Here is a 25,834-nt window from a genome sequence, read left to right as displayed (position 1 = left end):
TTTTCTGTTTTTTTTTGCATTCGTTCGGAAAACCCCGCCGTTGTCACGTTCTTGGCATATGAAAAATCAGACGGAATCCGTCTGATTTTTATAATTATAATATTGGACTCAGTAATCTCGAAAAGTTTTGCTTGATTTTAAGCCAGAGAGATTGTTGAGCAATTTCTTCATCCGTGAGTAGGCTTGAATCTTTTAAGTCTGCCTCAAAGGTTCTTCTCATCTCTTCGGCTACTCCTTCATCATAGCAAAAGGCACTTATCTCAAAATTTAATTCATAACTGCGTATATCTTGATTAGTTGTACCAAACACTCCCAACTTCCCATCCATTACAAGTGTTTTGGAATGGATGAAGCCATTTGTATAATTGTATATTTTTACCCCTTGTTTGTGTAAATAATTTGCGTAATATTGTGTCGCTCTAAAAATAAATGGATGATCTGGCATATCAGGAATCATAATTCTTACGTCAACACCCGAATTCGCTGCTGCTACAAGTGCCGTTATCATGGAATCATCAGGTATCAAGTAGGGCGATTGAAGCCAGATATAGTCTTCTGCATCCATAATCATTTTAATGAAACCTGTTCTTAAAGTTTTATTGTCGCTCTCTGGGCCGTTAGCCACAATCTGGATATCAATATTTCCTTCTTCTTCCGGCACCACAAAGTATGTATCTTTTCGTTCAAGCTTCTCTCGAGGATCCCTAACTGAAACATTCCAATCTCGAATAAACGTTTCTTGAAGACCAAATGCTGCTGTACCAACTATTCTACCATGTGTATCACGCCAGAAGCCAAATTTCTTACTGTTGTAAATATATTGATCACCAACATTAAATCCACCGGTCCACCCAATTTGACCATCTATTACTACAATTTTGCGGTGTAAGTGATAGTTCAGTCGCGTTTTCATTAATGCATTACGCGACGTGATAAAGGCGGTAACCTTGCCTCCTACTTCTTCCAATGGTTTAAAGAAATCTTTTTTCGTTTTCCCACCCCATGGATCATAAACCACCCTAACTTCAACACCTTCTTTAGCTTTAGCAATCAGATGATCGCGAAAAGCAGTCCCGATCTTGTCATTAAAGAACGCGTAGTATTCCACATGGATATTGTCTTTAGCATTCTTTATATCTTCAAATAAGGCCGAAAATTTATCTTCACCATTTAGATAAAATTTCACACTATTTCCACGACAAAGTGGTGTACGCTCCATATGATTAAAATACCTTTTCAATAATTTTTCATGTGGTGTCATATCTTTTGGCCCAAATTTTTCATTGTTTTCATGAACTCTTTGGCCAAGAATAGATAGATTGTATTTATTTTCTTCTTCAAAACGGCGTGTTGTTGTTCGATCAAGTCCTCGTCCTAGGAAAAGATAGCCAAGAAATCCAATACCTGGTAAAAAAACTAAGAACATAAACCAAGCCAAAATACTGGCAATAGACCTCGGTTTACGAAAAATCGTCACAAGGGCAAGCACCGTGTTAATCGTTATCAGTGTTCCAATAAAGCTATAAATTGTCGCAAGTGACATAAAATATTTCTCCCTAAAATAATCCTCTATAAAATAATATTGTTCATCCAATTATACCAAAATTGATTGAATATTGGACGTGTGCTAGACCTTAGTGTACTATTGTATAAAAAAACGCTTGAACTTTTCACCTCTACAGAGAACATACTATATATATTTAGTCCAATATAAGTTATTCATTTTTTATAAAAGTTACTGTTTTTCTTATTAAAATAGCGATATAATGTAAGGTAGGTTTTAAATGACAAGGAGGAATTTTTATGCAAATTACTTTCTTAACACAAATTGATTGGTTGATTCGTTTAATATTAGCAGGAATTTGTGGCTATGCTATTGGTTATGAAAGAAATAGCCGTTATAAAAATGCTGGCACACGTACTCATTTAATTGTTGCTTTGAGTGCTGCTTTGATGATTATCGTCTCAAAATACGGCTTTATGGACATCATTAGCACTCATGGGATCAATCTTGATCCTTCCAGAATTGCTGCTCAAATTGTAAGCGGAATTGGTTTTTTAGGAGCAGGACTGATTTTTGTTCACAATCAATCCGTTCGAGGTTTAACCACCGCTGCTGGCATTTGGGCAACTTCTGGTATTGGGATGGCTATTGGTTCTGGATTATATTTTATAGGTATTGTAGCTACTTTACTCATTTTACTTTTTCAAATTATTTTACATCAAAATTATCGGTGGATAAAAACAGCAACAAGCAATCATCTTATCGTTCAATTAGAAGATATTGAAGGTCTTCGCCTGTTGCAAAAACAAATGAAAAATGAACATATCAAAATTCTGAGTATAAAAGTTGAAAAAAAATCAAATAATTGTTTGAAAACTGATCTATATCTGAGCTTACCCAAAACTTATGAACTTGCATCACTGGTAACTCTTTTAGGGTCAAACGAAAAGATTAAATCAATTGAATACTAATCTTAAAGATAGAGCCCCTTCCTGGAGGTATTTTTACTTTTTGCAAACATACTCCGCTCTTAGTATTCGTATTTAAGACGGTCTTTATGATAAATATAAAAAAGACTCCAGTAAAATTCTGGAGTCTTTTTTATATTTATATAAGGGAGATTGAATGTTACACCAATCTCCACCAAATAATTGTTCGAAACGTTGATATATCTGAAAAAGATTAACGTTTTGAGCAATGGCAAGACCCAGAGTTAGGGTTTTCTATACTTTAAAATCCCTTCTTATCAATATTTTTTTATTTTTGAAAGTTTTAGAAATGGATATTTATTGATAAATTGGGGAGACTTTACCACCAATTTACACCATTATTTTTTTGCTAAATTATTTTTATCCTTGTTTATACTTGACAGTCCATTTGATAAAATGCTATTATGTATAATATAAGCGACACAAAAGATAGAAAGGAGGAATTCAACTTGGCTAGAACTTACATGAGTATTAGATTATCCTATGAAGCAAAATATTGGTTAGAAATTCTCCAAAGATTCACTCAGCAAGAACTTGATGAGACGATTGATAGTAATGATATACAGAATATTGAATTCATTATTAAAGATTACCTAGAAAGTAAGGAAGATACCTTAGGTGGAGTTTCAATTACAACAATTTTTAAGGTATCTGCATCTAGCGTAATAGAAAAAGCATATCATCACACTAAAAATTACTCTTCTCAAAAATGGAAAGATATAGAAATTTCACTTCAAGAAAATATTCATAAGATACCAAAAGATAAAGATGTAGGTACATTGGCACCTCGGTTATATCTTGAAGACTGGATTATATCTGAACTTGAAAGATACCAAAAAGAATTCATGCGTGAAGATATGGTACGAGTTGTAAAGATGAGTTATGTTTTAAAACTTATAATATATGCTTATTATTTAGAAAAAATTGTTTAAAAAGTATTTGAAGTTCCCTAATCGGTAACTTCAAAATTTTTAAACCTTATGTGTATGTTAGATACGACGTTGGATTAAATTAAACAAGGGGTAGTTATGAAAATTAGAGCCGAACCATAATAATAATAATTCTTCTATCACGAAAAACAAAATAGAAAAAATAAAATAGAAATATGGAGAGAAATTTAAAATGAAAAAATTCAAAGAGATTTTTGTCGACGAAAATATGGAAATGCCGAATAAATACGGTATTATCCGAGTACAAAGAATTAACCTAGATAGCTCCGTAGAATTCGAATTTGATGATGAATCTAAAGAATTTTTGCGGAATGAGTTAGCTAAGTTACCACACAAAGCCGAAACTATATATGAACCTACCCTAAAAAAATTTGCTGAGAATATTATTCTTCTGAATAGACAAAAACATCGTAAAGACGATAGGTCTAGAATTTCTCTAATGAATGATGAAATTTACCACGGTTATAGAAATAAATCATTTTATACAACTAAATAGAGTAATTAAATTGTTTAGGGGGGATTCCCCTAAACTTTTAAAAAGGATGGAGTTAAAATGAAAAAAATATACGAGAGCCAAGCTATTTCTTTATTGTTCTTGCTTCCAACAGTTTTTACTAGCACTATCATTGGTTTAATACTGTGCTTAGTATCAAACACTGCCTTCAAAGACATTACTAGCCCTTACTTGGTCGGTGGCTTCTATCTGTCCTATTACGATCCAATTGCTCATAGAGCAACTCTAAGCGTTCTGCAACTAGGACTATTTCAAACGTGGTTTATTATTACCTTCTTATCTATACTTCTGGCTATTCTAGGTAAAATTCTTGAAGCATATGTGAAAAATAAAGTAAGAAAAGATGACGAGGTATCTGTATAAAATAAAACTCAAAAGAACTTAGTCTAATCACCCCTACTCACAATTATAATTTAAGGAGAATTTTATGACTGATAATGTAATAACCCTAAAGAATAACGCCCTACAATTCAAATACTTTTCAAATAAGAATAAGCCTGAAAATGATTGGATCCCTTTTGGAGATATTGCTGATGGAATTTTTTACCAACCTAAGCTTGTGAAGTATCCATTCTTGGCTCAAGAAGATTACTTATTAAAACTTGATGATAAAGAACAAGTAGATATAAACCCATTTGGTTTTATCATTCAAGAAAATCAAGGGCAGAGAGCATTTATCAATCAGTTGCCACATGATTTCGTTCTGAGTGAGGAGTTACTGGAATTTCCTAGTGGCACCCCTGTTCTTGAAATCAGAACTAAAAATTCTAAAGATCAATGGCAACCCTGGCAAGCCATTCTTGGAGAATTTAATGTTTATAAAACATTGAAAACTATGGGTAAAATATATCTTCGCTCTCCTATTGAGGATGAACTTGAACGCTTCAAAGAACATTTTGAAATTAGATATAGTGGTGTTCTAGTTCTTTCTTATTTCAAAGATATATCAGTCATGGGAGATGATGGGATTATAAAGACCTTCAGTACAAATACAAGGGAAATTGAATTTTTACCCGATTCAGATAATCCTTGCTGGTCATTTGAAGATAGGGTCAAGACTTGGAATGATTTCATGGAAAAATACCATAGCTACGATTCTAATGGCAATCGAATATGAAAAGGAGATTTATGAGTATTCCATTCATTCAAAAAAAAGATTTTGAAATTATATCTTTGCTAAATAAGAATACCAACTGGGTGGCTCGATTAAATAAGGTAGGGATTTTCTTGATTTTTACTCTACTTGTCATAAACATTTCTGCCTTTAGTTCTTGGGAATCAAATCTAGTTTTACTTGTTCCTATTATTTCAATGGTTATCGGAATTGGGGGCTATTCCATTTTCAAAAAGATAAAATATCGGCTTAAAGATAAATTTTATTATCGTGATTTATTAATAAGTTTTATTTTTAATAACGGACTATATAAGGAAGGCTACTCAGAATATGAAGAACGACAAAGTAATGGTAGTTATAAAACAAAGAAAATAAAGAAGTTCATATCTTCAGCAGAATTTACCTATAAAATCTTTGAGAATAGAATCATTATTTATGCAGTAAAAAACGGTGATAACTACACCTCAAAAATGATAAACCTTGATGTAGAGCTTTCTGCCTTACTTGGTAAACCATTATACGAAAAAATCGACAAACCTTCTTTTTGTGCCTATCACTTTCTGACTGTTAAACCTGAAAGACTGGTTATTAAGTCAACAAATGGTCTTGAACGCAACCCCTCTCAAATAATAAATTTGGGCTTTGGAATTCTATACGATCCTGCAAAAGCCCCACACATCTTATTAGCTGGTGGTACCGGAAGCGGCAAGTCGATTTTCATAGAAACACTGATAATTCAGTGGTTACAGGTCGGTGATGTTGGTGATGATATACCAGAAGTTTATATTTGCGACCCAAAAAACAGCGATTTATCTCAACTATCGCATTATTTTGATGAAACTCATGTTAGTAGTTCATTAAATGGTATTGCTAAAATTTGTAGATTAGTTGCCGAAGAAATGGAGGCTCGCTATGAGTTTATGCAAGAGAACTTCAAATATGGTAGCTCATATGTAGACCATGATCTTTTACCTGTCTGGCTTGTGTTTGACGAAATGGGCGCCTTTCAAGCAAATGGAACCGATAAAAATTCCAAAGCAATAGTCAACGAAGTAATGGATTATATTAGGCAGATAATTCTAAAAGGGCGCCAAGCTGGTGTGTTCATCTTGGTTTCAAGCCAGCAGATGTCAGCAAATACGCTCAACACTGACCTTAGGGATAATCTAGGGCTAAGAGTAGCTTTAGGAAGTAATTCTACAGAGGGCTATAAAATGGTCTTTGGCGGTGCCAGTCCAACACCTCAGCCAATTGAAGAAAAAGGGGCTGGATTCTTATACTTGCAAGGTAGCGGTAAAGAAACAGCTCAATATTATGAAGCACCATGGGTCGATAGAGAAAAATATAATTTTATTGAGGAGATAACAAAATATACCAGCGTTTCATAGATAAATAAATCGGTTTTTGATTTGTTTATCTATGAAATGCCCTCATGCAGCCGGCGGAATGACGGGCCGGTCAGCTTGATAAAGCTGAAAAATACTAAAATGTACGTCCAATCCTGAACGACTTATAAAAGCTGGAACGAAAGGAATATTGATATGAAATTAAATGATTTTTTGAAACCCGAGTTACTCGGAAATAAATTCTTAGCAGTAAAAGGATATTCAGAAGTATTAGACCGTGAAACACAGAAATTATCTGCGTACCGCTTAAATGTGTCTATTCAAGATGAGAGTTCAGACTTTTTCATGGAAATGATTCAAGTTAAAGTTAATAATGTAGCTCCTAGCTTAAGTGTTCAAGATTTAAAAAATAATAAAACTACTCCTGTACTGCTTCAAGATTTAAATGTGGGGCAATTTAATGGAAATTTATGGTTTTCTTGTGCTGATGTCCTACCAGCTAATAAATAATTTCTAGCCTTTGTATCTCTTATTTTGGTTCAAGAATGGAACTGCCTAACTCGTTGGGCAAGCGGAGCGTGTTAGTGGAACGACATTCTTGATCCAAATTTAGAGGTACGGAAGCGAATTTTATTCGCTTCCTAGTTTATTTATTGTATAAGCAAACACTACGAGAAAAATATTGAAAATATGGTGATTTTTTGTGAGTTATAACCGAAAAATTATCCGCACTGCTTCATATATCGAAGTATATGAATATGAAAAAGTTATCTTTACTCAAGATGAAAATATTAAAAATACTGAATCGAAAAAAGAACGAAAAAAGAAACGAAATTTTGATGAATTATCTACTGAAGAACAAAATGAACGACTAGAAAGAATTTCAAAAACAAGAAAAAATTCACGTTGGGAAGTTATGAGATTAGTTGATACTAATTTCGACAAAAGAACTTCATTCCTCACACTTACAACAAAAGAAAATATTCAAGATAGAAATCAATTTAATTTACTTTTCGACAAATTCATCAAACGTTTAAACTATAAAATTTTTAATAAAAAAAAACGACTACTTAAATATCTTGCTGTATTAGAAAAGCAAAAAAGAGGTGCTTGGCACGTTCATATTATGCTTTTTGATTTTCCATTTATTCCCCAACATGATTTAGTAAAAGTTTGGGGTCTTGGAGGAGTATGGATTAATAAAATTGATGTTGATTCAAAATCAAGTCGCGGGAGGTACGTTTCAAAGTACTTTGAAAAGGGAATCGGACAGGAACTTCTTGAAAGTTATGGAAAGAAATCTTTTTATTCTTCAAGAAATCTGAAAAAACCTGAAGTACTTAAATTCGTTACATTTGAAGATACCGAAAATATCATCAAACATAATGAAGTTTTATATGAAACAGAGTATTCAGGCAAGATTTTCAAAAATGGAGAACTCTTAGAGAACCGTATCAAATATAAAAAAATAAAAATTGATTAAATGTGAGGAAATAAAATGAATCGTGAAGTAAAAAACTTTCCTTTATTGTTGACGAGGGAAATGGCAGCTAATTTCTTAGGGATTGACCCAAAATCTTTTGACAAATATGTTAGAAGTTCAGACGAGTTAAAAAGGTTCATGGTTGGAAAACAAGAACGTTATACAATCAATGAGCTTGAAAAATTTATCGTTAATAATTCAATTCATTAAGCGAGGTTAGATAAATGGCAACAATAACGAAAAGAGGCAACTCATATCGAGCAGTAATTTCAAACTATAAACATGGCGCAAATAATCGGATTACAAAAACATTCAAAACTAAAGCTGAGGCGAAACGTTGGGCTATGCAACACGAGATAGCAAAAGGTGATGGTATAGACCTTGCAAGAAGACAAGATAGTTTTTCTACCTTTTATGAAAATTGGGTCTATATCGTAAAAAAGAATGATGTGAGACCCGCTACCTTTGTGAACTATACAAGGACTATCCCTATAGTAAAAAAATTATTCAAAGATATAAAACTAAATGAATTAAATGACCTAGTAGTCCAAATGAAAATAGACGAATATGGGGAAAAACATTCTCGTAAAACGACAACCGAATTATTATTAAAATTACGAACTTCGCTTCGTTACGCCTACGGAAGAAATCTTCTTGTTTCAGATTTTGCTGGTCTTGTAAAAACCCGTGGTAAAGAACTTGAAAAAAGAAATAAAGCACTATCTATTTCTGATTTTAAGAAATTACGTTCTTATCTCCTACAAAATCATAATAAGGAGTTTTATGTTCTGGTGCTCTTAGCGCTGGAAACTGGAGCTAGACGCGGCGAGCTGCTCGCTTTGACTAGGAATGACATAATTGAGTATGGTATTAAAATAGAGCGCTCAATCAGCCCCACAAGCCCTGATACTCGTCTTAAAACACCGAGGTCTAAACGAACTGTGACGATTAATAAAGATGTTTACGAGATTATTAACACTCTGACACCAAAAGAGAATGGTTTCTTATTTGTTCCAGACGGTTTTCAACAATCAGCGAAATTAGCAAGACTATTGAAGAAATTAGATATCCCTAGAACTACTTTTCATGGGCTTCGAGATACTCATGCTTCATTTCTATTTTCAAACGATAGTATTAGACTAGACTATATTTCCCAACGCTTAGGGCATTCAAATTTGCAAACAACTATGAATTACTATCTTGAGTTAATGCCAGAGAAAAAGCATCTGCAAGATACAGAGGCTTTAGATTTATTAAATTCATTGAAAGATGAGGACTAAGTATGTTTTCTAAAGAGAACCATGGTTTGCCACCAATGAAGTATTTCAAAGGTCAAGAAGTTAAATTTGACTTTAATGGCGAGACTTTGCAAGGAATTATAGAGATATTAGATTTTGGAGGTTCATTTGAAAATGACTACCATTCATATGATGTATATGTTGCTACTACTGATACTCTATATAAACATATTCCCGAAGCCAATATTTATTTATAAAATACTTAATATCAAAAAAGACACCAGTAAAATACTGATGTCTTTTGCTTTTATATTGATAGTAAAACTGATTTTTACACCAATTTACACCAAATAATAGTTCAAAACGTTGGTATATCTGAAACAGATTAACGTTTTGAGAATTGTGAAGCTTTACGGGCTTTCTTAAGACCAGCTTTTTTACGTTCAACCATACGAGCATCACGTGTAAGCAAGCCAGCGCGTTTCAAAGCACCACGGAAGTCTGGATCCACTTCAAGCAATGCACGAGCGATACCGTGACGGATAGCTCCTGATTGACCTGATACACCACCACCGTTTACGTTTACGAGTGTGTCGTAGCTACCTTCAGTTTGTGTAGCTGCAAATGGTTGATTGATAACAAGGCGAAGTGCTGCTTGTGGGATGTAGTCTTCTACATCACGTTTGTTAATTACGATTTTACCTGTGCCGGGTACGAGACGTACACGAGCAACTGAATTTTTACGGCGTCCTGTGCCAGCATATTGTACTTGTGCCATTTAGTGCGTTCCCTCCTTAGATAAGACCTGAAATATCAAGAACTTCAGGTTTTTGTGCTGCGTGTGTGTGTTCACCACCAACAAACACTTTAAGTTTCATGCCTTGAGCACGTCCAAGAGTGTTGTGTGGAAGCATACCTTTAACTGATTTTTCAATCAAACGTACAGCGTTTTTCTCACGGAGTTCACCAGCAGTGATTGATTTCAATCCACCTGGGTGAAGGCTGTGACGGTAGTAAACTTTATCAGTTGCTTTTTTACCAGTAAGTTTTACTTTATCAGCATTGATAACGATAACGAAATCACCTGTATCTGTGTGAGGAGTGAAAGTTGGTTTGTTTTTACCGCGAAGTACGCTAGCAACTACAGCTGACAAACGACCAAGAGGTACATCAGTTGCGTCAACCACGTACCATTTACGGTCAACGTTTGAAGCGTTAGCCATGAATGTTGTTTTCATCATTTGGGTTAAGTTTCCTTTACTTAGAATTTGTTTACGGCAGGTGTAAGAGTCCTGCAAATATTTTTGGGTTTCCGGGGCCACAAAAATGGGGTAAACAATACCGTTTATCATAATACCACATATGTCAAGTCTTGTCAAGATTCATTTTTAATTTTTTTGCTTTTATGTTAAACTATTACCATGAATGTAGTTCTTACTTTAGACTCCAAAATGTTAGATAAACTTTTTCTTAAGTTTGATAAATATAAGAAGGTATCAAAGAATCAATATATCATTTTTTATGCGAAACTCCCCAAAGCTACTATTTCTGTATATACATCTGGAAAAGTTGTCTTTCAAGGAGAAGATGCTGAACGTATCGCTCAACAATTTGGGCATACCGCTTCATCACGTCCACAGCAACAAGAGAACATAATCGGTACTGATGAAGTTGGTAATGGTTCTTATTTTGGACCTTTAGTAGTTGTGGCTAGTTTTGTCAATTCCGAAGATGTCCTTTTATTAAAGAAACTCGGTGTTGCCGATTCTAAAAAAGTCACCGATGAAAAGATCTATCAAATCGCTCCTCAATTAATAGAGAATATCACACATGTGCCTTTGATTGTCGAGCCTACAAAGTATAACCAAGTCATTGATTCAGGCTACAATGCTGTAAGTATCAAAGTGGCCTTACATAACCAAGCTATTTACCTCCTCGAAAAACGTGTTTCTGAGAGTATTGAATATATAATAGTCGATGCCTTTACGACGGAAAATAATTATCAAAAATATTTAGTAGCCGAACAGAATAAAGTAAACGGTAGAGTTACACTTTTACCTAAGGCTGAAGACCAATTCTTAGCCGTTGCCTGTAGCTCCATTATAGCCCGCTACCTCTTTCTAGAAAATCTCAAAGCACTTTCTCTAGAAGCCGGCTATAAGTTGCCAAGCGGCGCTGGAACAGCTTCTGATCAGGTGGCCGCAAAGCTAATACGGCAAAACGGTCCTGAGGTCTTGAAAAGATATGCAAAATTACATTTCGCCAACACTAAGAAAGCAATAAATATAGCTCAAATATAGAAAGTTAAATATGGAAAATACCAAACAAAACAAACAAACAAATGCCTTCACACGTTTCGTCAAAGAATGGGGAATTTTTCTCGCAATTATCACCATCGCAATTCTTTCACGTATCTTTATCTGGTCCCTTGTCGTTGTTGACGGTCATTCAATGGATCCAAACTTAGCTGATAAACAACGCCTTGTTCTTATCAAAACCGCAAGTATTAACCGCTTTGACATCGTAGTTGCTAAAGAAACAGAAACAGTTAATGGGCAAACAGAAACAAAAGACGTTGTAAAACGTGTAGTCGGTATGCCTGGCGACGAAATTAAATTTGATAAAGATCAACTTTACATTAACGGAAAGAAAACTGATGAGCCATATTTGGCAGACTTTAAAAAACAGCTTTCCAATAACGAACTCGAAAAAACTTATCAAAATTATGCTTTGACTTCAGAACTCTCGGAAGCAAACCGCGCTTACTTTGTTCAGCTTGCGCAACAAGCTCAAGCCTTTACAACAGACGCAACAGGCAATCCAACCTTTACGATTAAAGTACCTGAGGGGGAATATCTCCTCTTAGGAGACAACCGTATTGTATCGCGAGACAGTCGAGCAGTAGGAACCTTTAAACGTTCTGATATTGTTGGTCGAACTATGTTCCGTGTATGGCCAATTAATAAAATTTCTACTCTCAACTAATAAAAAAGCTTTGACTAAATAGTCAAAGCTTTTTTATATTTTTATATTCTAAGTAAGTAAGATACTCTGTAAAACATCAACATCCGATACCGAAAGCATAAAATTTGAATAATGTTACAAATAATCCACCAGTTGATAAATAATAAAACCGCAAAGAATCTTTTCCATAAAAGAAACAAAGTCAGAATCTTGAGTAAACCATGTACTAGAAGATAAACAGCGGTGAGATACTGTACCAACAATAAAATAATGTCCCAAGTTTAATAAAGATGAGCTATAGTATCACTCGAATCTTCTTTTAATTCTCCTCAAGTAAACCAACCCAAAATACAAGACATTCGCTCAGGTGTAATAAAGAAAAGAAAAAGACCACCGAGACCCGCGCCTAAGGCAAATAGTAACTTTAGTAACAATAAAATATCAAAGTTTAGAGCAACAACACCTACTTGTTTGCTTTACTTCTCTTCAAATATATTACCTAACTCTACTTCAATCGTCCTTTGGGCTACATCTATCTGATCTACCTTGAGGATTGATTTATAATCATCTACCAAACGCTCTCCTTTGAAAGGCCCCTCCAGAAAAACAGCGACACCAGATAAGAAGCAATCGAATTCATGAACCAGGCTCTTCATACCATTAATCGTTCCCGCCCCCTTCATAAAATCATCTACGATCAACACACTTTGGCCAATAGATAAACTCCGCTTAGAAAGCGTCATATTTTCAACACGGCTGCTTGAACCCGACATGTAATTCACGTTCAGAGTTGCCCCTTCTGTAACTTTAGGATCGCGTCGGACAATAACAAAGGGAACATCTAATATTTCCGCTACAGACTGTGCGATCGGAATCCCTTTTGTCGCGATCGTCATCACAACATCAATCTGTTTATCACAATACTCATGAGCAATAATTTGGCCTATTTTTTTAAGATTAGAAGGGTGACCCAAAATGTCGGAAAGATAAATATAGCCTCCAGGTAAAATACGATTTTCTTCACGCAATAAGTCAGCAAGCTCTAACGCACGATCCCGAGATACTTCGTCAGATATGTAAGGTGTAAAACGTACGCCGCCTAAACTTCCAGGAAAAGTTTCGACAATCCCGATATTTTGATCTTCAAAAACACGTTTAATAAAAACGAGATCTTCAGAAATCGAGGATTTGGCTACTTCATAGCGTTTACTAATTTCGTTCAGGTTTAACATTCTATTGGGTCTGTTCAATAAAAAATTAGTAAAATCCACTAAACGTTCGTTTCTTTTCATATTAATCACCCTTTTCTTTTTGTTGGTTTAATTATAACGTAGAAAAACCGAACAATCAAGCAAAGGAGTTATATTCAATCATAAAAATTACCGTATCTGAGATAGATTCTCGAATAATAAAAAAAAAAAAAAGCAATATCTTAAAGATATTGCTTTTTATTAGTTGAAATAATCAAAGATTATTCAGCATCGCCACCGCGACCGTTTTTCTTGATAATTTCTTCTTGTACTGATTTAGGTACATCTTCGTAGTGGTCAAATGTCATCATAAATGTACCACGACCTTGTGAAGCTGAACGAAGTGTAGTTGCATAACCAAACATTTCAGCAAGTGGTACAAATGCGTTAACGATTTGTGATTTACCATGTGCTTCCATGCTGTTTACACGTCCACGACGAGCTGTTACGTGACCCATAACATCTCCGAGGTTTTCTTCAGGAACTGTGATGACAACTTTCATCATTGGTTCAAGGATTGCAGGTTGTGCAGTCTTAGCAGCTTCTTTCATAGCGAGTGAAGCCGCAACCTTGAAGGCAGTTTCTGATGAATCGACATCGTGATATGAACCATCGTAAAGTTTAGCTTTAATATCAACCATTGGGTAACCAGCAAGAACACCGTTAGCCATAGTTTCTACCAAACCTTTTTCAACAGCTGGTACGAATTCACGTGGAACCACACCACCGACGATAGCATTTTCAAATTCGAAACCAGCACCTTCTTCGTTTGGTGTGAATTCGATCCATACGTCACCGTATTGACCTTTACCACCTGATTGACGTTTGAAGAATCCACGTGCTTGAGTAGATGCACGGAAAGTTTCACGGTATGATACTTGAGGCGCACCAACGTTAGCTTCAACTTTGAATTCACGTTTCATACGGTCAACAAGGACGTCAAGGTGAAGTTCACCCATACCAGAGATAACTGTTTCACCAGTTTCAACGTTTGTTTCAACGCGGAATGTTGGATCTTCTTCTGCCAATTTAGTAAGGGCAACACCCATTTTATCTTGGTCAGCTTTTGATTTAGGTTCAACAGAGAGTTGGATAACTGGTTCTGGAACTTCGATAGACTCAAGGATGATGCGTGATTTTTCGTCAGTCAATGAGTCACCAGTTGTAGTGTTTTTCAAACCAACAGCAGCGGCGATATCACCAGCATAAACTGTTTGGATTTCTTGACGAGTATTCGCGTGCATTTGGAGGATACGTCCGATACGTTCACGTTTACCTTTAGAAGTATTCAAAACATATGAACCAGCGTCCAATGTACCTGAGTATACACGGAAGAATGAAAGACGTCCAACGAATGGGTCAGTCATGATCTTGAAGGCAAGTGCCGCAAATGGAGCATCATCTGATGCTGGGCGTTCATCTTCTTCGTCTGTATCTGGGTTAACACCTTTGATTGCAGGGATATCCAATGGGCTTGGGAGGTAATCAATAACCGCATCAAGCATCATTTGAACACCTTTGTTCTTGAAGGCAGAACCTGCAAGCATTGGGTAGAATTCAACATTGATTGTTGCTTTACGAATAGCAGCTTTCAACTCTGCTTCAGTGATTTCTTCACCTGCAAAGTATTTTTCCATCAAGTCATCGTCTGTTTCAGCGATAGCTTCGATAAGTTTTGTACGCCATTCTTCAGCTTGTTCCATGTATTCTGCTGGGATTTCTTCGTCACGGATATCTGTACCAAGGTCGTTAGTATAGATTTCTGCACGCATAGTTACCAAGTCAATGATACCAACGAAATCTTCTTCAGATCCGATTGGGATTTGAATTGGATGAGCGTTAGCGCCTAAACGATCGTGCAATGTAGAAAGTGAGTAGAAGAAATCAGCACCGATTTTATCCATTTTATTAGCAAAAACGATACGTGGAACCCCATAGTCAGTTGCTTGACGCCAAACTGTTTCAGTTTGTGGTTCAACACCTGATTGAGCATCAAGTACAGTTACCGCACCGTCAAGAACACGGAGTGAACGTTGTACTTCGATTGTGAAGTCCACGTGACCTGGTGTATCAATAATGTTTACGCGGTTGCCTTTCCATTGGGCAGTTGTCGCAGCAGAAGTGATAGTGATACCACGTTCTTGTTCTTGCTCCATCCAGTCCATTTGTGATGCACCTTCGTGAGTTTCACCGATTTTGTGAATTTTACCAGTATAGTAAAGGACACGTTCAGTGGTAGTTGTTTTACCGGCATCGACGTGAGCCATGATACCGATATTACGAGTATTTTCAAGTGAAAATTCGCGAGCCATAGTTTTCTCCTAATTAATTTTTAGTTTTACACCCCATTATATCATAATAATAAAGGTTTTTATAGTTCTATTTTCATCTTTCAACTATTTTTAAATAAAATTTAAGCTTTTTTCAAAAAGACTTACTTCTTCTTCATGAAAAATTTTTGTCAAAAAAAGAAAAAGGAGACTATTCCCCTTTTTCAACAATCTCAATCCATCTTTCGACAGATTCTAAATGATTAAGGTACAGGAAAAGACGCTCATAGAGTTGTTGAGAGGCTTCTTCGTGCTGTGCACTCAGTGCTTCTCCTATTTCCTTTACGGTTGTTTTACCATCGATCATGCTAAAAACAAGTGTACCATATTCATCCAAAGACATGTACGTACGTTGAGGTATTTTCGCCCCCATCTTACGCATAAGATTTTGTGTCCAATGCTTTTGATCTTTATAAATCCGAATCCGACCTTCATGCCATTCAAATAGCACTTTGTCTTTTTTTCGGAAAATCATATTCAGATTTTCATCTGAAATATCATCTTTTTTCTTTTTATTACTCATCTGACTTCTCAGCAGCCGGAGCTTTCTTGATTGACATCAATGGTGCCACAATCGCAATGATTAAGATAACCATAAGGACCCAAGCCATAGCGTTAGAGCCAATAAATCCTGTAGGTGTGCCAGGAGTTACAACTCCTGAAACTTGAAGGATAATACCCAATAGACCAATAATTGATGCACCTGCAACTAAACCAGAAGATAGAGATACACCTGATGACATACGTTCTTCTTGAACAGCTTCTGTGTCTTTCTTACCAAGAACTTCCACCAAAATACGAACTAAAGCACCGATAAGAATGATTGATGTTGTTGAAATTGGAAGGTAGAAACCAATCGCGAAAGTCATAACTGGAACTTTAATCATGTAAAGGATAATACCGAACACGATACCAGCAATGATCATGTGCCATGGGAGTTCTCCACCGATGATACCATCAGTCAAAGTAGCCATCAAGTTTGCTTGTGGCAAAGCAAACTGAGCTGCATCACCAGTCAATGCTAGTTGATCACGAAGTAATACGATAACTCCTGTTACGACTACCACACCAAGAACAGCAGCAACGAGGAAGAAACGACGTACTTCATATTTGTTACCACCAGTGATGAAGGTAACTTTTTGAGCTTGTGTATAACCACCAGCTACAGAAATCGCTACAACGATGAAAGTACCGAAGAGCAAGAGTGATTTAAGGTTTGCACTTGATGTCCAACCCATTGTCAAGAAAACAAGAGTCAAGATAACGAGTGAGGCAATTGTCATACCAGATACTGGCAAGTTAGATGTACCGATTGTACCTGTCAAGCGTCCTGCAACGATGATGAACAACATTGAAAGAACGATTGAAAGAATACCAGCAAGGAAAGTCATAGCGATGTTCCCGCCAGAAATGATGAAACCAACAACAAATGTTGCAACAATACCAATAAGGATAGCGAAGATACCAAGTGAATCACGTTCTCCAGCTTCGGCATTCTTACGTCCATCGAGTGTTGCTTTAACAGAGTTGATGATTGTTGGGATAAGACGGATTGCCCCAATCATACCACCAGAAATCATCATCCCCGCACCAATGTATTTAACATATGATCCTGAGATTGCAGCAAAATTCATAGCTTGGATTGAAGTAGATGGATCATTCCAAACATGATGACCGTTTCCAGCCATTTCTGAGAAGTAACCAATCAATGGAGCGATACCAAAGTTAGCGAGGATTGAACCGGCAAACATCATTACCGCAACCTCAAGTCCAACAATAAATCCGATAGCAGCAAGCATTGGATTTACTTCAATTTCAAGTTTCCATTTGTAGAAAGTTTCGTTTGTATAGCTTACAACGTTGTTCACAACACCAAAAACTGCTGAAGTGAATGCAGTAATAAGTCCACCAACACCAAAACCAATCCCCATGTATTTAAGCGAGTTACCACCTGTTGAAGAAGCAACAAGTGTTTCTGAAATAGCCATCGCTTCTGGATAAACAAGTGTGCCATGTTCTTCAACTAAGAGATAGTCTTGAACAAATGATAAAATACCAAGAGATACAAGAACCGCAGAAACACCAACAATGACACCTTCAAAGAAAGAGACTTGTTGCCCGATAAGGATAACTGCTGGTAAAACAAAGATGAGACCTGAAGCAATTGATTCACCACCTGTTGCCATTGACTGAAGGATATTCTTCATCAGGAAGTTATTTTTACGGATAAAAATTGACAAAAGTCCTGAACCAAGAATAGCACCCGGGATACCTGCAGCTACTGTTAAACCAGCACGCATTCCTGAATAAGCAGTAGATGCTGCGAAAAGAATGGCCAAAATAATACCAATAACAATTACAACTGGGTTGCCAGCACTCTTTTTGCGTCCATCTTCATAAGGGAGGTAATCTTTCCCTGCGACACCGCCATAGGCGGTTTTAGACAATTTTTTCATATTGTGTAATATACTCCTTAAGTTTGAAAGTGTTTTCGCCTTATTTTACTACAAATTCATCAAATCTGCAAGGTGTTTAAGTGTTTTTTGTAGCTTTTTTCTCATATTTTTGTTATGTAAATGTGTATATTTTTTTATTTTCTTATCTTTGCAAATAAAAAAGCTTGACCATAAAGTCAAGCTTTTTCTAGAATAACGACCAAGGTCATCTTCTTACCAACGGAAGTGAGCGAACGCACGGTTTGCTTCTGCCATTTTGTGTGTGTCTTCCCGTTTCTTAACTGCAGCACCTGTGTTGTTTGCAGCATCAAGAATTTCTTTTGCAAGACGGTCTTGCATAGTGTGTTCACCACGGTTACGAGCGATTGTTACCAACCAACGGAGTCCGAGAGTTGTACGACGTTCTGGACGAACTTCAACTGGGACTTGATAGTTAGAACCACCAACACGACGAGCGCGAACTTCAAGAACAGGCATGATATTTTCCATAGCTGTTTCGAAAACTTCAAGTGGGTTGTTTCCAGTAGCTTCTTCAATTTGTTTGAAAGCTCCGTAAACGATGTTTGTAGAAACGCCACGTTTACCATCAAGCATAACGCGGTTGATAAGACGTGTTACTACTACTGAGTTGTACATTGGATCTGCCAAAACTTCACGTTTTGGGGCACGATTTTTACGCATTCTTCTTATCTCCTTTCAATTACGCTTTTGGTTTTTTAGTACCGTATTTAGAACGGCTTTGTTTACGATCTGTTACACCAGCTGTATCAAGTGCACCACGAACGATGTGGTAACGTACCCCTGGCAAGTCTTTCACACGTCCACCACGAAGAAGTACGACGCTGTGTTCTTGCAAGTTGTGACCGATACCTGGGATGTATGCTGTAACCTCGATAAGGTTAGACAAACGTACACGAGCGAATTTACGGAGCGCTGAGTTAGGTTTTTTCGGAGTCATTGTTCCAACACGAGTTGCAACACCACGTTTTTGTGGGCTTGCTACTTTAGTTTGGAGTTTTTTACGACTGTTATAGCCGATGTTCAATGCAGGTGAGTTAGATTTTTCCACTTTAGAGTGACGACCTTTACGCACCAATTGGTTAATAGTAGGCATTTTTCTGTCTGCTTATCCCTTTTATTTACGGAGAACCGCAAAGCGAAATAAAATGAATAAACAATCCTTTCTGTTTTTTTATAAAGTTGGAATGTCAGTATATGGTCGCTTAATCCAAGTTCTGACAAGAAGTTTGGCAACTTATACAAGTTCTCCTTATTAGGACCAAATATAAAAAGTACCGTTTAATATCTTATCAAAATTTCAACACTCTGTCAACTTTATTTTGCAGATTTTGAAGAAAAGTATTTCTTTACAAAAATTTTATCATTTTGCATCCTGTCACGTACTCCTGATAATTCTTTATAAAAAGAGGATATCTGTTAACTTTACTTGATGGAGAAATGAGGTATCAGCTTAGCCAAAAACTAAAAATCTAAGAAGACTAAGGGGATAAATACTAATGAAAAGAGTGGGATGAAGTCCGTAAATATTATCAATAACAGAGAGTACGCCTTGTTTGCTTTCCAAGTACTGACTATTCTTGACTTGCTTCATAAACTGTGGGACGCCTTTATAATATCAAGTGAAAAATCATAGTAATTGCTTCATTTTCCTTCCTCTACTAAATTATTAGCTAGCATCATCTGTAGTCTCTTCTCGCAAGAACATGATATATTAAATAGTTGTACTGTCAATGAAGTTTACAGTAGAAGTAAACTTCATTGACTTCTTTATCTTAAATAGCCAACATTGATGTAGCTTCATTTATAAAATTAACAATGTTTTACGTGAAACCTCTGATCTGTCATTATATATCCAATTGCGTGAGTTAAAAGACTTAACTTTCCTTAAAATACATTAGACCTTATTTAGCTGGTATGGTAAAATAGAAACATGAAAAAAATCTTGATTACCTTCCTTTCTGTACTTCTTTTATTCTCTCCTTTGGCTACTGTAAATGCTCAAGCTGATAATTTTTCTGTAGCAGCTAAATCTTCTATTGCTGTAGATGCAAACAGTGGCAAAGTTCTTTATAGCCAAAATGCAACAGATTCAAGCACGCGCATTGCTTCAATCACTAAACTTTTAACTGCATACTTAGTCTATAAGAGTGTTGACGAGAAAAAAATTGCTTGGGATACAAAAGTACCTATTTCTGACTATGCCTATAATTTGACAATGAACAGCAATGCGAGTAACATCCCACTTGCTGAAGGAACTGAAATCACAGTCAAAGATTTACTTAATGCTTTGCTTTTGCCTTCTGCTAATTCCGCTGCTATAGCTTTGGCAGAAAAAATAGCAGGCTCTGAACCTAAATTTATTGATATGATGATGGCTCAACTGAAAGAGTGGGGTATTACAGATGCTAAACTTTATTCTTCTTCTGGACTCCCAAATAGCGAACTCGGTGAAAATATTTATCCGGGTTCTACGGAAAATGATGCCAATACTATGAGTGCTCAAGATGTTGCCATCATGTGTACACATCTCTTGAAAGATTACCCTGAAATATTAAAAATTACCGAAAAAACAGAACTTGCATTTGATAAGGGTGGTCATTCTGAAACTACCCTAGCAAATACTAACCAAATGTTACCTGGTTTTACAACAACACGTGCTGGTGTAGATGGTCTTAAAACTGGTTCAACCTCATTTTATGTCGACTGCTTTGCTGCTACAACAGTTCAAAATGGTTTCCGTATCATTACTGTTATTTTAGAAGCTAAAGATCCTTCTGTCGATAATTCTACTCCTTTTATGCTTACTAATGACCTTATGAACCAAGTTTATGCTTCTTGGACGAATGCAGATATTATTAGTAAGGAAGAGCAACTCAGCGATTTCCCTAAACTTCCCGTACGAGACGGTAAGAAAAACAGTATTGATCTTATAGCTAGAGATAATTTCTCTGCTGTTGTTCCTTTAAAAAATGGTACAGCAGACATGAACGCAATTTCGATCACCTTTGACCGTGACCCTAAAACATATATTGAGGCACCAATCAAAAAAGGCGAGGAGTTAGTTCAGGCTACAGCTGCACAAAAAGATAATCTTGGTTATCTTCCAGGTTTTTCAGGTTATCATTTCCCTCTTACAGCTAAGGGCGATGTAGAGCGTGCGAATGTCTTTGTCGTGATGTGGAATAAATTCGTCCGTTTTGTAAACGAAAAACTCTGATTAAAAAAACTTTCTTGAATGTCAAGAAAGTTTTTTTTAATTTGTCGAATTTTCTAGCTTAGAATGATGATAGCTGTAAATAAAATAGAAAGCAGCGGCAATCATAAGTAAGATGAGCAGAAAAAGCCATATCTGCGTATGGTAGTGTACAATCAGAAAGCCATTAACAATGATTGATAATATAGGAAGTAGAGGTACCAGTGGAGTTTTGAATTCATTAGGGTGTGGCATTCCTTGATCTTTACGTAACTTTAACAAACCAAGAGCTAAAACAATTAGATACAATAATGTAGATAAACTCAAAAACTGACTGAGATAAGACATAGGAACAAAGCCAGCTATCAACATCGATACACCTCCGATAACGAGCGTTGCGTTAATTGGTGTTTGATTCTTAGGTGAGATTTTACTAAGTTTTGGCGGTAATAGACCATCACGACTCATGGAATAAAGCAAGCGTGATAGGGCATAGGACATGGTGAGCGCAACACTGAGCAGAGTAATCACCGCTATAATAGAAATGTAGGTTGCTGCCCATTCAACCCCAAGATAAGCAAGAGCAAAAGCAATAGAATTTGTAACATTTAACTTATAATAAGGGACTGTTCCTGTAAGTACCAACGTAACAATAATATAAAAGACCACCGCAACAAAAAGTGAACTAATTACGCCATAAGGGATATTTCGGCGAGGGTTTTCAGCCTCGTCTACCGCTGTAGACACAGTTTCATATCCTATAAAAGCAATAAAGAGCATCGAAGCACCTGGTAAGATACCCGATTGACCACCAACTAAAGAACCCAAACCAAAAGGGGCAAAATTAGACCAATTTGCAGGTTCCAGATAAAAAAGACCAACAATAGCAAAAACAATTAATGCTGAAAATTTTAAAACGACTAGAGTGTTATTCAAATGTGATACTGTTCGAGTATTTAAGAAAATCATAACTGTTATTGCAGTAACGACCAGCATCGGTATTAAATCAATAGAAAAACCTGAAGTATGGCCGAATGAGCCATCCAATTCAGAAGGAAGTTGCAGATGCAGTAGTCCTTTGAAATAACCACTCCATGACTTGGCAACTATTGAGATTGTGGTAAAAAATTCGATTGCTAAAAGCCATCCTACAATCCAAGCTGGAAATTCTCCAAAAACAGCATAAATATAGCCGTATGGGCCCCCACGACTGGGCACACGTGAAGCAAATTCAGCAAAAATTAGAGCTGATAAACCTACAGCAATTCCCGCAATAATAATGGATATAATAAGTGAAGGTCCAGCAATCAAAGCTACACCAACACCGGTAAATGTAAAAATACCTGCCCCCACCATTGATCCTAAACCTAGTAAAGTTAAGTCCATAGAATTAAGAGTACGTTTCATTTCACTTTTTTCTTGAACTACTCTTTTACGAAAAATATTCATATCACTCCTCTACCATCTTGTCTCTAAATTCTTTTAGCACATCAATTATTGATACCCTTTGCTTTTACAATAGCAAGCAAAACAGCTCCAATAATAAACAATACTGTACCTACTATAATATAGCCTAATTCCTTCTTTGTTTTTTTCTCGCCTAAAAAGAGAATACCCCCAATTGTTGAAATGATTACTCCTAATTGTGAGAAAGAAAAAGCAATAGCATTTCCTGCCAGTGAAGCTGCAAGCAACATGAAGACATTACCTATGCCCCACATTAATCCGACAGAAATATTTTTAAAAACTACAGCTTCCATTTTTACATCCCCACCAGAAAGAACAAAAGCTCCAACCACCATTCCAATCGACATTGGAAAAATAATTGTCAATGTATCAAAATGGATATTAAACCAAAGGTCCGATAAATTATTAAACAAAATAACATAAGAAACATAGGCCAAGGTTGAATAAGCTAGGCAAATCAAGCCCCTGACGTAATGATGCTTTTCTACTGCAATGGAATTTTCAGGATCTCTCTTCGCAGAAAAATAAAAGCCAATAACTAAAGCTAGAATAGCAATAAATCCTAATGTATATTGAATATTTTGAGTCCACTCATGGAAGATAAAGACTCCAATTATGGCTGCCAAAACAAGTTGTGAGCCCGCAGATAAGGGGCCCGCTACGGATACACCAAGATATTTCATGGAGTGAAACTGTCCGCTTTGGCCAATGGCCCAAATAAAACCACCTATAAAGCCAATAAGAAAGATAGGAAAACTTAATTGGGGTTGACGGATAAGAAATACAATTAGAGCAAAGACAAAGGCTCCAAAAGTCATCCCTAAAGTTTGCTGTTTTGCTGTTCCACCGATTTTATTTGATACAAAACCAATAGATCCCCATGCGAACATTGGGACAAGAGCAAGTAAAATTCCTTCCATTTCAGCCTCCAAAATAAACATTAAATAAAAATCTTCTTATTTTAACATTATTATAAGTAAATAGCAATGTATTATTCTTATCTATCATTTAATTTTATGCACTTTTTAACATAGATTTTTGAATTTTATATTTACTATCGATACATTAAGCTTAAAAATAATGAAGAAAACTTATGATTGACTTTTGCTTCTTTCAAAAATTTATTTTTAACTCATTTTTATCACACTTTCATTCTAACAAAATAGAGAGTCTAAAAAAAATAAAACACGTCCCACGTGTTCTATCGTTTTTCAATACAAATCAAAAAAGGCGGTGTATGAATTTGGTTCAGAGGCTCATATTTCATTACATGCCATTGTGCTTGTGGAAGTGTACTTGCCCAGGCAAGTACAGCGTCTTTTTCACGTTGTCCTCCTTCATGTCCGTAATAAACCACAATCATAATCTGCCCATGAGGAAGAAGTTTTTCTTTTAGGATATCTAAAGCTCTTAAAGTCGTACTGGGCTGTGTAATAACCGATTTATCTGCCCGAGGCAAATAACCTAAGTTAAAAATAGCAGCTTTTACAGAATCCTTGACATATTTATCAATACTCTCATGGCCATCTAAGATTAACTTGGCTTCTAGTTTTTTTTCTTGCAATAAAGCTTGGGTTGAAACTAAGGCTTCCTTTTGCACATCAAAGGCATATACCTTATCCGTCAAATTTGCAAGAAAGGCCGTATCCCAACCATTCCCCATCGTAGCATCAACAACAACATCACCAGGCTTAATTGTTTTAGATAACATCTGATGTGCCATCTCAACTGGTCTAAGCATAGGTAATCTTCTCCACTTCTCTAATATTTTTACACCCCTGAACAGAGCCACGTCGTTCCATTTCACGATCAATTGCGTTCAGTACCTCCCACTTATTTAATGACCACATTGGACCAATCAAAGCATCCCGAGGTGCATCACCAGTGAGCCGATGAATAACAATTTCTTTAGGTATCATCTCAAGCTGATCACAAATTATCTGTACATATTCATCCTGAGATAAAAGTTGCAGACGTCCATCATGATAATCACGTTGCATACGTGTATTTTTCATTAAATGCAACAGATGGAGTTTTACGCCCTGAATATCAGAATCCAAAATCATACGGCGTACGTTTTCTAACATCATTTCATGTGTTTCACCGGGTAATCCATTAATCAAATGGACACAGACATTAATATTATGTTCACGTAGACGAGTTACAGCATCCGTATATGTCTGGTAATCATGCGCTCGATTAATTAAATCACTTGTCTGTTCAAATGTGGTTTGAAGTCCTAAATCAATCCAAACTTCCATGCGCTCATTAAGTTCAGCCAGATAGTCTATCACATCAGGAGGGAGACAATCTGGCCGTGTTCCAATTGAGATACCTACAACATCTGGTTGGTTAACAGCCTCTTCAAAACGTTCACGCAAAACCTCAACTGGCGCATGCGTATTTGTAAAGTTTTGAAAATAAGCAATATATTTTTTTACACCAGGCCATTTTTTATGAAAAGCTTCAACTTCCACACGAAATTGCTCCGCGATGGGAGCATCAGGCTCCAATATCAAATCTCCTGAACCAGAAACGGTACAAAATGTACAGCCCCCATGTGCCACCGTGCCATCACGATTAGGACAGTCAAACCCAGCATCAATAGGAACCTTAAAAATTTTTTCACCAAAAGTTCCTCTTAAATATTCATTCCATGTTGTATATCGTTTTTGCATAATATATTACTTCCTTCAGTATCTACTATTATAACACAACAAAAAAAACAGCCAGAGGCTGATTTACTTGACTGCGGATGTCGGGCTCGAACCGACGACAACACGATTAACAGTCGTGCGCTCTACCAACTGAGCTAATCCGCATAAAACAAAACCCGATCATAAATCGGGAATTGAGAATATAGTCCGTACGGGATTCGAACCCGTGTTACCGCCGTGAAAAGGCGGTGTCTTAACCCCTTGACCAACGGACCATATAAACTTGGCATTTACCATATCTCACAGGGGGCAACCCCCAACTACTTCCGGCGTAATAGGACTTAACTTCTGTGTTCGA

General features: G+C 36.3%; 27 protein-coding genes and 2 tRNA genes. 14 read left to right on the top strand and 15 right to left on the bottom strand.

All coding sequences use genetic code 11. The annotated features are described in order from the left end of the window. Nucleotides 1-94: 94 nt before the first annotated feature. On the bottom strand, nucleotides 95-1,543 hold the full coding sequence (gene cls, locus KJS37_RS10270) for a cardiolipin synthase (protein WP_165712901.1): 1,449 nt from the start codon (nucleotides 1,541-1,543) through the stop codon (nucleotides 95-97). Between the two features lie 260 nt (nucleotides 1,544-1,803). On the opposite strand from cls, the gene KJS37_RS10265 reads away from it, so the two are divergent. From KJS37_RS10265 to KJS37_RS10215, 11 genes are all read left to right on the top strand, one after another. Then, nucleotides 1,804-2,475, top strand: coding sequence for an MgtC/SapB family protein (locus tag KJS37_RS10265; RefSeq protein ID WP_096368912.1), 672 nt, complete (start codon nucleotides 1,804-1,806; stop codon nucleotides 2,473-2,475). 467 nt (nucleotides 2,476-2,942) lie between these two features. Further along, complete coding sequence (locus KJS37_RS10260; protein WP_244851415.1) at nucleotides 2,943-3,425, top strand: hypothetical protein; 483 nt, start codon at nucleotides 2,943-2,945, stop codon at nucleotides 3,423-3,425. A 190-nt stretch (nucleotides 3,426-3,615) separates the two neighbouring features. Further along, nucleotides 3,616-3,939, top strand: coding sequence for a hypothetical protein (locus KJS37_RS10255; protein WP_213497254.1), 324 nt, complete (start codon nucleotides 3,616-3,618; stop codon nucleotides 3,937-3,939). Nucleotides 3,940-3,996: 57 nt separating this feature from the next. Next, entirely contained in the window at nucleotides 3,997-4,320 is a 324-nt protein-coding gene (locus tag KJS37_RS10250; RefSeq protein ID WP_213497252.1) for a hypothetical protein, read from the top strand. Nucleotides 4,321-4,384: 64 nt separating this feature from the next. After that, nucleotides 4,385-5,074, top strand: coding sequence for a hypothetical protein (locus KJS37_RS10245; RefSeq protein WP_213497250.1), 690 nt, complete (start codon nucleotides 4,385-4,387; stop codon nucleotides 5,072-5,074). An 11-nt stretch (nucleotides 5,075-5,085) separates the two neighbouring features. Then, a complete protein-coding gene (locus KJS37_RS10240) occupies nucleotides 5,086-6,459 on the top strand; it encodes an FtsK/SpoIIIE domain-containing protein (RefSeq protein WP_213497248.1) in 1,374 nt (457 codons plus the stop codon). Between the two features lie 153 nt (nucleotides 6,460-6,612). Beyond that, nucleotides 6,613-6,927, top strand: coding sequence for a hypothetical protein (locus KJS37_RS10235; protein WP_002398939.1), 315 nt, complete (start codon nucleotides 6,613-6,615; stop codon nucleotides 6,925-6,927). 193 nt (nucleotides 6,928-7,120) lie between these two features. Next, nucleotides 7,121-7,900 (top strand): rolling circle replication-associated protein, encoded by a 780-nt coding sequence (locus KJS37_RS10230; RefSeq protein WP_213497246.1) that lies wholly within the window; start codon nucleotides 7,121-7,123, stop codon nucleotides 7,898-7,900. 15 nt (nucleotides 7,901-7,915) lie between these two features. Then, on the top strand, nucleotides 7,916-8,110 hold the full coding sequence (locus KJS37_RS10225) for a DNA-binding protein (protein WP_213497244.1): 195 nt from the start codon (nucleotides 7,916-7,918) through the stop codon (nucleotides 8,108-8,110). A 14-nt stretch (nucleotides 8,111-8,124) separates the two neighbouring features. Continuing rightward, a complete protein-coding gene (locus KJS37_RS10220) occupies nucleotides 8,125-9,180 on the top strand; it encodes a site-specific integrase (RefSeq protein WP_213497242.1) in 1,056 nt (351 codons plus the stop codon). 2 nt (nucleotides 9,181-9,182) lie between these two features. Continuing rightward, on the top strand, nucleotides 9,183-9,395 hold the full coding sequence (locus tag KJS37_RS10215) for a hypothetical protein (protein WP_213497240.1): 213 nt from the start codon (nucleotides 9,183-9,185) through the stop codon (nucleotides 9,393-9,395). Between the two features lie 128 nt (nucleotides 9,396-9,523). On the opposite strand, the gene rpsI is transcribed toward KJS37_RS10215, so the two are convergent. Together rpsI and rplM are read right to left on the bottom strand one after the other, a co-directional pair. Beyond that, the gene (rpsI, locus tag KJS37_RS10210) at nucleotides 9,524-9,916 is read right to left on the bottom strand and encodes a 30S ribosomal protein S9 (RefSeq protein WP_003133537.1); all 393 of its coding nucleotides are present in this window, start codon (nucleotides 9,914-9,916) and stop codon (nucleotides 9,524-9,526) included. 16 nt (nucleotides 9,917-9,932) lie between these two features. After that, nucleotides 9,933-10,379 carry a 50S ribosomal protein L13 gene (gene rplM, locus KJS37_RS10205; protein WP_003133539.1) on the bottom strand — a complete coding sequence of 149 codons (447 nt, stop codon included), beginning with the start codon at nucleotides 10,377-10,379 and terminating at the stop codon, nucleotides 9,933-9,935. 180 nt (nucleotides 10,380-10,559) lie between these two features. Here rplM and rnhC point away from each other — a divergent pair, with 180 nt between their 5' ends. Next, the gene (gene rnhC, locus KJS37_RS10200) at nucleotides 10,560-11,438 is read left to right on the top strand and encodes a ribonuclease HIII (protein WP_213497238.1); all 879 of its coding nucleotides are present in this window, start codon (nucleotides 10,560-10,562) and stop codon (nucleotides 11,436-11,438) included. 10 nt (nucleotides 11,439-11,448) lie between these two features. Further along, a complete protein-coding gene (lepB, locus tag KJS37_RS10195; RefSeq protein ID WP_017370010.1) occupies nucleotides 11,449-12,123 on the top strand; it encodes a signal peptidase I in 675 nt (224 codons plus the stop codon). Between the two features lie 455 nt (nucleotides 12,124-12,578). Here the strand turns inward: lepB and purR are convergent, their stop codons facing one another. The 6 genes from purR to rpsL form a co-directional block, all read right to left on the bottom strand. After that, the gene (purR, locus tag KJS37_RS10190; protein ID WP_017370009.1) at nucleotides 12,579-13,394 is read right to left on the bottom strand and encodes a pur operon repressor; all 816 of its coding nucleotides are present in this window, start codon (nucleotides 13,392-13,394) and stop codon (nucleotides 12,579-12,581) included. A gap of 179 nt (nucleotides 13,395-13,573) precedes the next feature. Further along, entirely contained in the window at nucleotides 13,574-15,664 is a 2,091-nt protein-coding gene (fusA, locus tag KJS37_RS10185; RefSeq protein WP_096368910.1) for an elongation factor G, read from the bottom strand. Nucleotides 15,665-15,833: 169 nt separating this feature from the next. Then, complete coding sequence (locus tag KJS37_RS10180; protein WP_003133546.1) at nucleotides 15,834-16,205, bottom strand: PqqD family protein; 372 nt, start codon at nucleotides 16,203-16,205, stop codon at nucleotides 15,834-15,836. Next, nucleotides 16,198-18,138: an OPT/YSL family transporter gene (locus KJS37_RS10175; RefSeq protein WP_096368909.1), complete on the bottom strand. Its 1,941-nt coding sequence runs from the start codon at nucleotides 18,136-18,138 to the stop codon at nucleotides 16,198-16,200. Before KJS37_RS10175 ends, KJS37_RS10180 begins: the two co-directional genes overlap by 8 nt. 213 nt (nucleotides 18,139-18,351) lie before the next feature. After that, nucleotides 18,352-18,819: a 30S ribosomal protein S7 gene (gene rpsG, locus KJS37_RS10170; RefSeq protein ID WP_003133550.1), complete on the bottom strand. Its 468-nt coding sequence runs from the start codon at nucleotides 18,817-18,819 to the stop codon at nucleotides 18,352-18,354. Nucleotides 18,820-18,838: 19 nt separating this feature from the next. Continuing rightward, complete coding sequence (gene rpsL / locus KJS37_RS10165; RefSeq protein WP_003133552.1) at nucleotides 18,839-19,252, bottom strand: 30S ribosomal protein S12; 414 nt, start codon at nucleotides 19,250-19,252, stop codon at nucleotides 18,839-18,841. An 837-nt stretch (nucleotides 19,253-20,089) separates the two neighbouring features. On the opposite strand from rpsL, the gene KJS37_RS10160 reads away from it, so the two are divergent. After that, a complete protein-coding gene (locus KJS37_RS10160) occupies nucleotides 20,090-21,376 on the top strand; it encodes a serine hydrolase (RefSeq protein ID WP_165712895.1) in 1,287 nt (428 codons plus the stop codon). 36 nt (nucleotides 21,377-21,412) lie between these two features. Here the strand turns inward: KJS37_RS10160 and KJS37_RS10155 are convergent, their stop codons facing one another. The 6 genes from KJS37_RS10155 to KJS37_RS10130 all read right to left on the bottom strand — a co-directional run bounded on the left by KJS37_RS10155 (nucleotide 21,413) and on the right by KJS37_RS10130 (nucleotide 25,751). Beyond that, on the bottom strand, nucleotides 21,413-22,801 hold the full coding sequence (locus KJS37_RS10155; protein ID WP_165714195.1) for an APC family permease: 1,389 nt from the start codon (nucleotides 22,799-22,801) through the stop codon (nucleotides 21,413-21,415). A gap of 41 nt (nucleotides 22,802-22,842) precedes the next feature. Next, a complete protein-coding gene (locus KJS37_RS10150) occupies nucleotides 22,843-23,739 on the bottom strand; it encodes a GRP family sugar transporter (protein ID WP_096369382.1) in 897 nt (298 codons plus the stop codon). A 281-nt stretch (nucleotides 23,740-24,020) separates the two neighbouring features. Next, nucleotides 24,021-24,560, bottom strand: a complete 540-nt coding sequence (gene mnmM, locus KJS37_RS10145) for a tRNA 5-(aminomethyl)-2-thiouridylate-methyltransferase MnmM (protein ID WP_165714990.1) — start codon at nucleotides 24,558-24,560, stop codon at nucleotides 24,021-24,023. Beyond that, nucleotides 24,553-25,497 carry a tRNA modification radical SAM protein MnmL/YtqA gene (gene mnmL, locus KJS37_RS10140; RefSeq protein ID WP_017370002.1) on the bottom strand — a complete coding sequence of 315 codons (945 nt, stop codon included), beginning with the start codon at nucleotides 25,495-25,497 and terminating at the stop codon, nucleotides 24,553-24,555. The genes mnmM and mnmL overlap by 8 nt, the downstream gene beginning before the upstream one ends. Before the next feature lie 71 nt (nucleotides 25,498-25,568). Then, nucleotides 25,569-25,641, bottom strand: a tRNA-Asn gene (locus tag KJS37_RS10135). A 38-nt stretch (nucleotides 25,642-25,679) separates the two neighbouring features. Further along, a tRNA-Glu gene (locus tag KJS37_RS10130) sits at nucleotides 25,680-25,751 on the bottom strand. Nucleotides 25,752-25,834 lie beyond the last annotated feature (83 nt).

It is taken from the genome of Lactococcus formosensis, from assembly GCF_018403745.1.
Classification (GTDB): domain Bacteria; phylum Bacillota; class Bacilli; order Lactobacillales; family Streptococcaceae; genus Lactococcus; species Lactococcus formosensis.
This window is presented reverse-complemented; position numbering and strand designations above follow the sequence as displayed.

Coding starts and splice junctions, on each gene's coding strand:
- KJS37_RS10160 (WP_165712895.1), top strand. CDS start 20,090: ATGAAAAAAATCTTGATTACCTTCCTTTCTGTACTTCTTTTATTCTCT.
- KJS37_RS10215 (WP_213497240.1), top strand. CDS start 9,183: ATGTTTTCTAAAGAGAACCATGGTTTGCCACCAATGAAGTATTTCAAA.
- KJS37_RS10180 (WP_003133546.1), bottom strand. CDS start 16,205: ATGAGTAATAAAAAGAAAAAAGATGATATTTCAGATGAAAATCTGAAT.
- mnmM (WP_165714990.1), bottom strand. CDS start 24,560: ATGCTTAGACCAGTTGAGATGGCACATCAGATGTTATCTAAAACAATT.
- rplM (WP_003133539.1), bottom strand. CDS start 10,379: ATGATGAAAACAACATTCATGGCTAACGCTTCAAACGTTGACCGTAAA.
- KJS37_RS10235 (WP_002398939.1), top strand. CDS start 6,613: ATGAAATTAAATGATTTTTTGAAACCCGAGTTACTCGGAAATAAATTC.
- KJS37_RS10255 (WP_213497254.1), top strand. CDS start 3,616: ATGAAAAAATTCAAAGAGATTTTTGTCGACGAAAATATGGAAATGCCG.
- cls (WP_165712901.1), bottom strand. CDS start 1,543: ATGTCACTTGCGACAATTTATAGCTTTATTGGAACACTGATAACGATT.
- KJS37_RS10175 (WP_096368909.1), bottom strand. CDS start 18,138: ATGAAAAAATTGTCTAAAACCGCCTATGGCGGTGTCGCAGGGAAAGAT.
- purR (WP_017370009.1), bottom strand. CDS start 13,394: ATGAAAAGAAACGAACGTTTAGTGGATTTTACTAATTTTTTATTGAAC.
- KJS37_RS10225 (WP_213497244.1), top strand. CDS start 7,916: ATGAATCGTGAAGTAAAAAACTTTCCTTTATTGTTGACGAGGGAAATG.
- lepB (WP_017370010.1), top strand. CDS start 11,449: ATGGAAAATACCAAACAAAACAAACAAACAAATGCCTTCACACGTTTC.
- KJS37_RS10245 (WP_213497250.1), top strand. CDS start 4,385: ATGACTGATAATGTAATAACCCTAAAGAATAACGCCCTACAATTCAAA.
- rnhC (WP_213497238.1), top strand. CDS start 10,560: ATGAATGTAGTTCTTACTTTAGACTCCAAAATGTTAGATAAACTTTTT.
- rpsI (WP_003133537.1), bottom strand. CDS start 9,916: ATGGCACAAGTACAATATGCTGGCACAGGACGCCGTAAAAATTCAGTT.
- rpsG (WP_003133550.1), bottom strand. CDS start 18,819: ATGCGTAAAAATCGTGCCCCAAAACGTGAAGTTTTGGCAGATCCAATG.
- KJS37_RS10265 (WP_096368912.1), top strand. CDS start 1,804: ATGCAAATTACTTTCTTAACACAAATTGATTGGTTGATTCGTTTAATA.
- KJS37_RS10150 (WP_096369382.1), bottom strand. CDS start 23,739: ATGGAAGGAATTTTACTTGCTCTTGTCCCAATGTTCGCATGGGGATCT.
- KJS37_RS10250 (WP_213497252.1), top strand. CDS start 3,997: ATGAAAAAAATATACGAGAGCCAAGCTATTTCTTTATTGTTCTTGCTT.
- KJS37_RS10240 (WP_213497248.1), top strand. CDS start 5,086: ATGAGTATTCCATTCATTCAAAAAAAAGATTTTGAAATTATATCTTTG.
- rpsL (WP_003133552.1), bottom strand. CDS start 19,252: ATGCCTACTATTAACCAATTGGTGCGTAAAGGTCGTCACTCTAAAGTG.
- mnmL (WP_017370002.1), bottom strand. CDS start 25,497: ATGCAAAAACGATATACAACATGGAATGAATATTTAAGAGGAACTTTT.
- KJS37_RS10220 (WP_213497242.1), top strand. CDS start 8,125: ATGGCAACAATAACGAAAAGAGGCAACTCATATCGAGCAGTAATTTCA.
- fusA (WP_096368910.1), bottom strand. CDS start 15,664: ATGGCTCGCGAATTTTCACTTGAAAATACTCGTAATATCGGTATCATG.
- KJS37_RS10155 (WP_165714195.1), bottom strand. CDS start 22,801: ATGAATATTTTTCGTAAAAGAGTAGTTCAAGAAAAAAGTGAAATGAAA.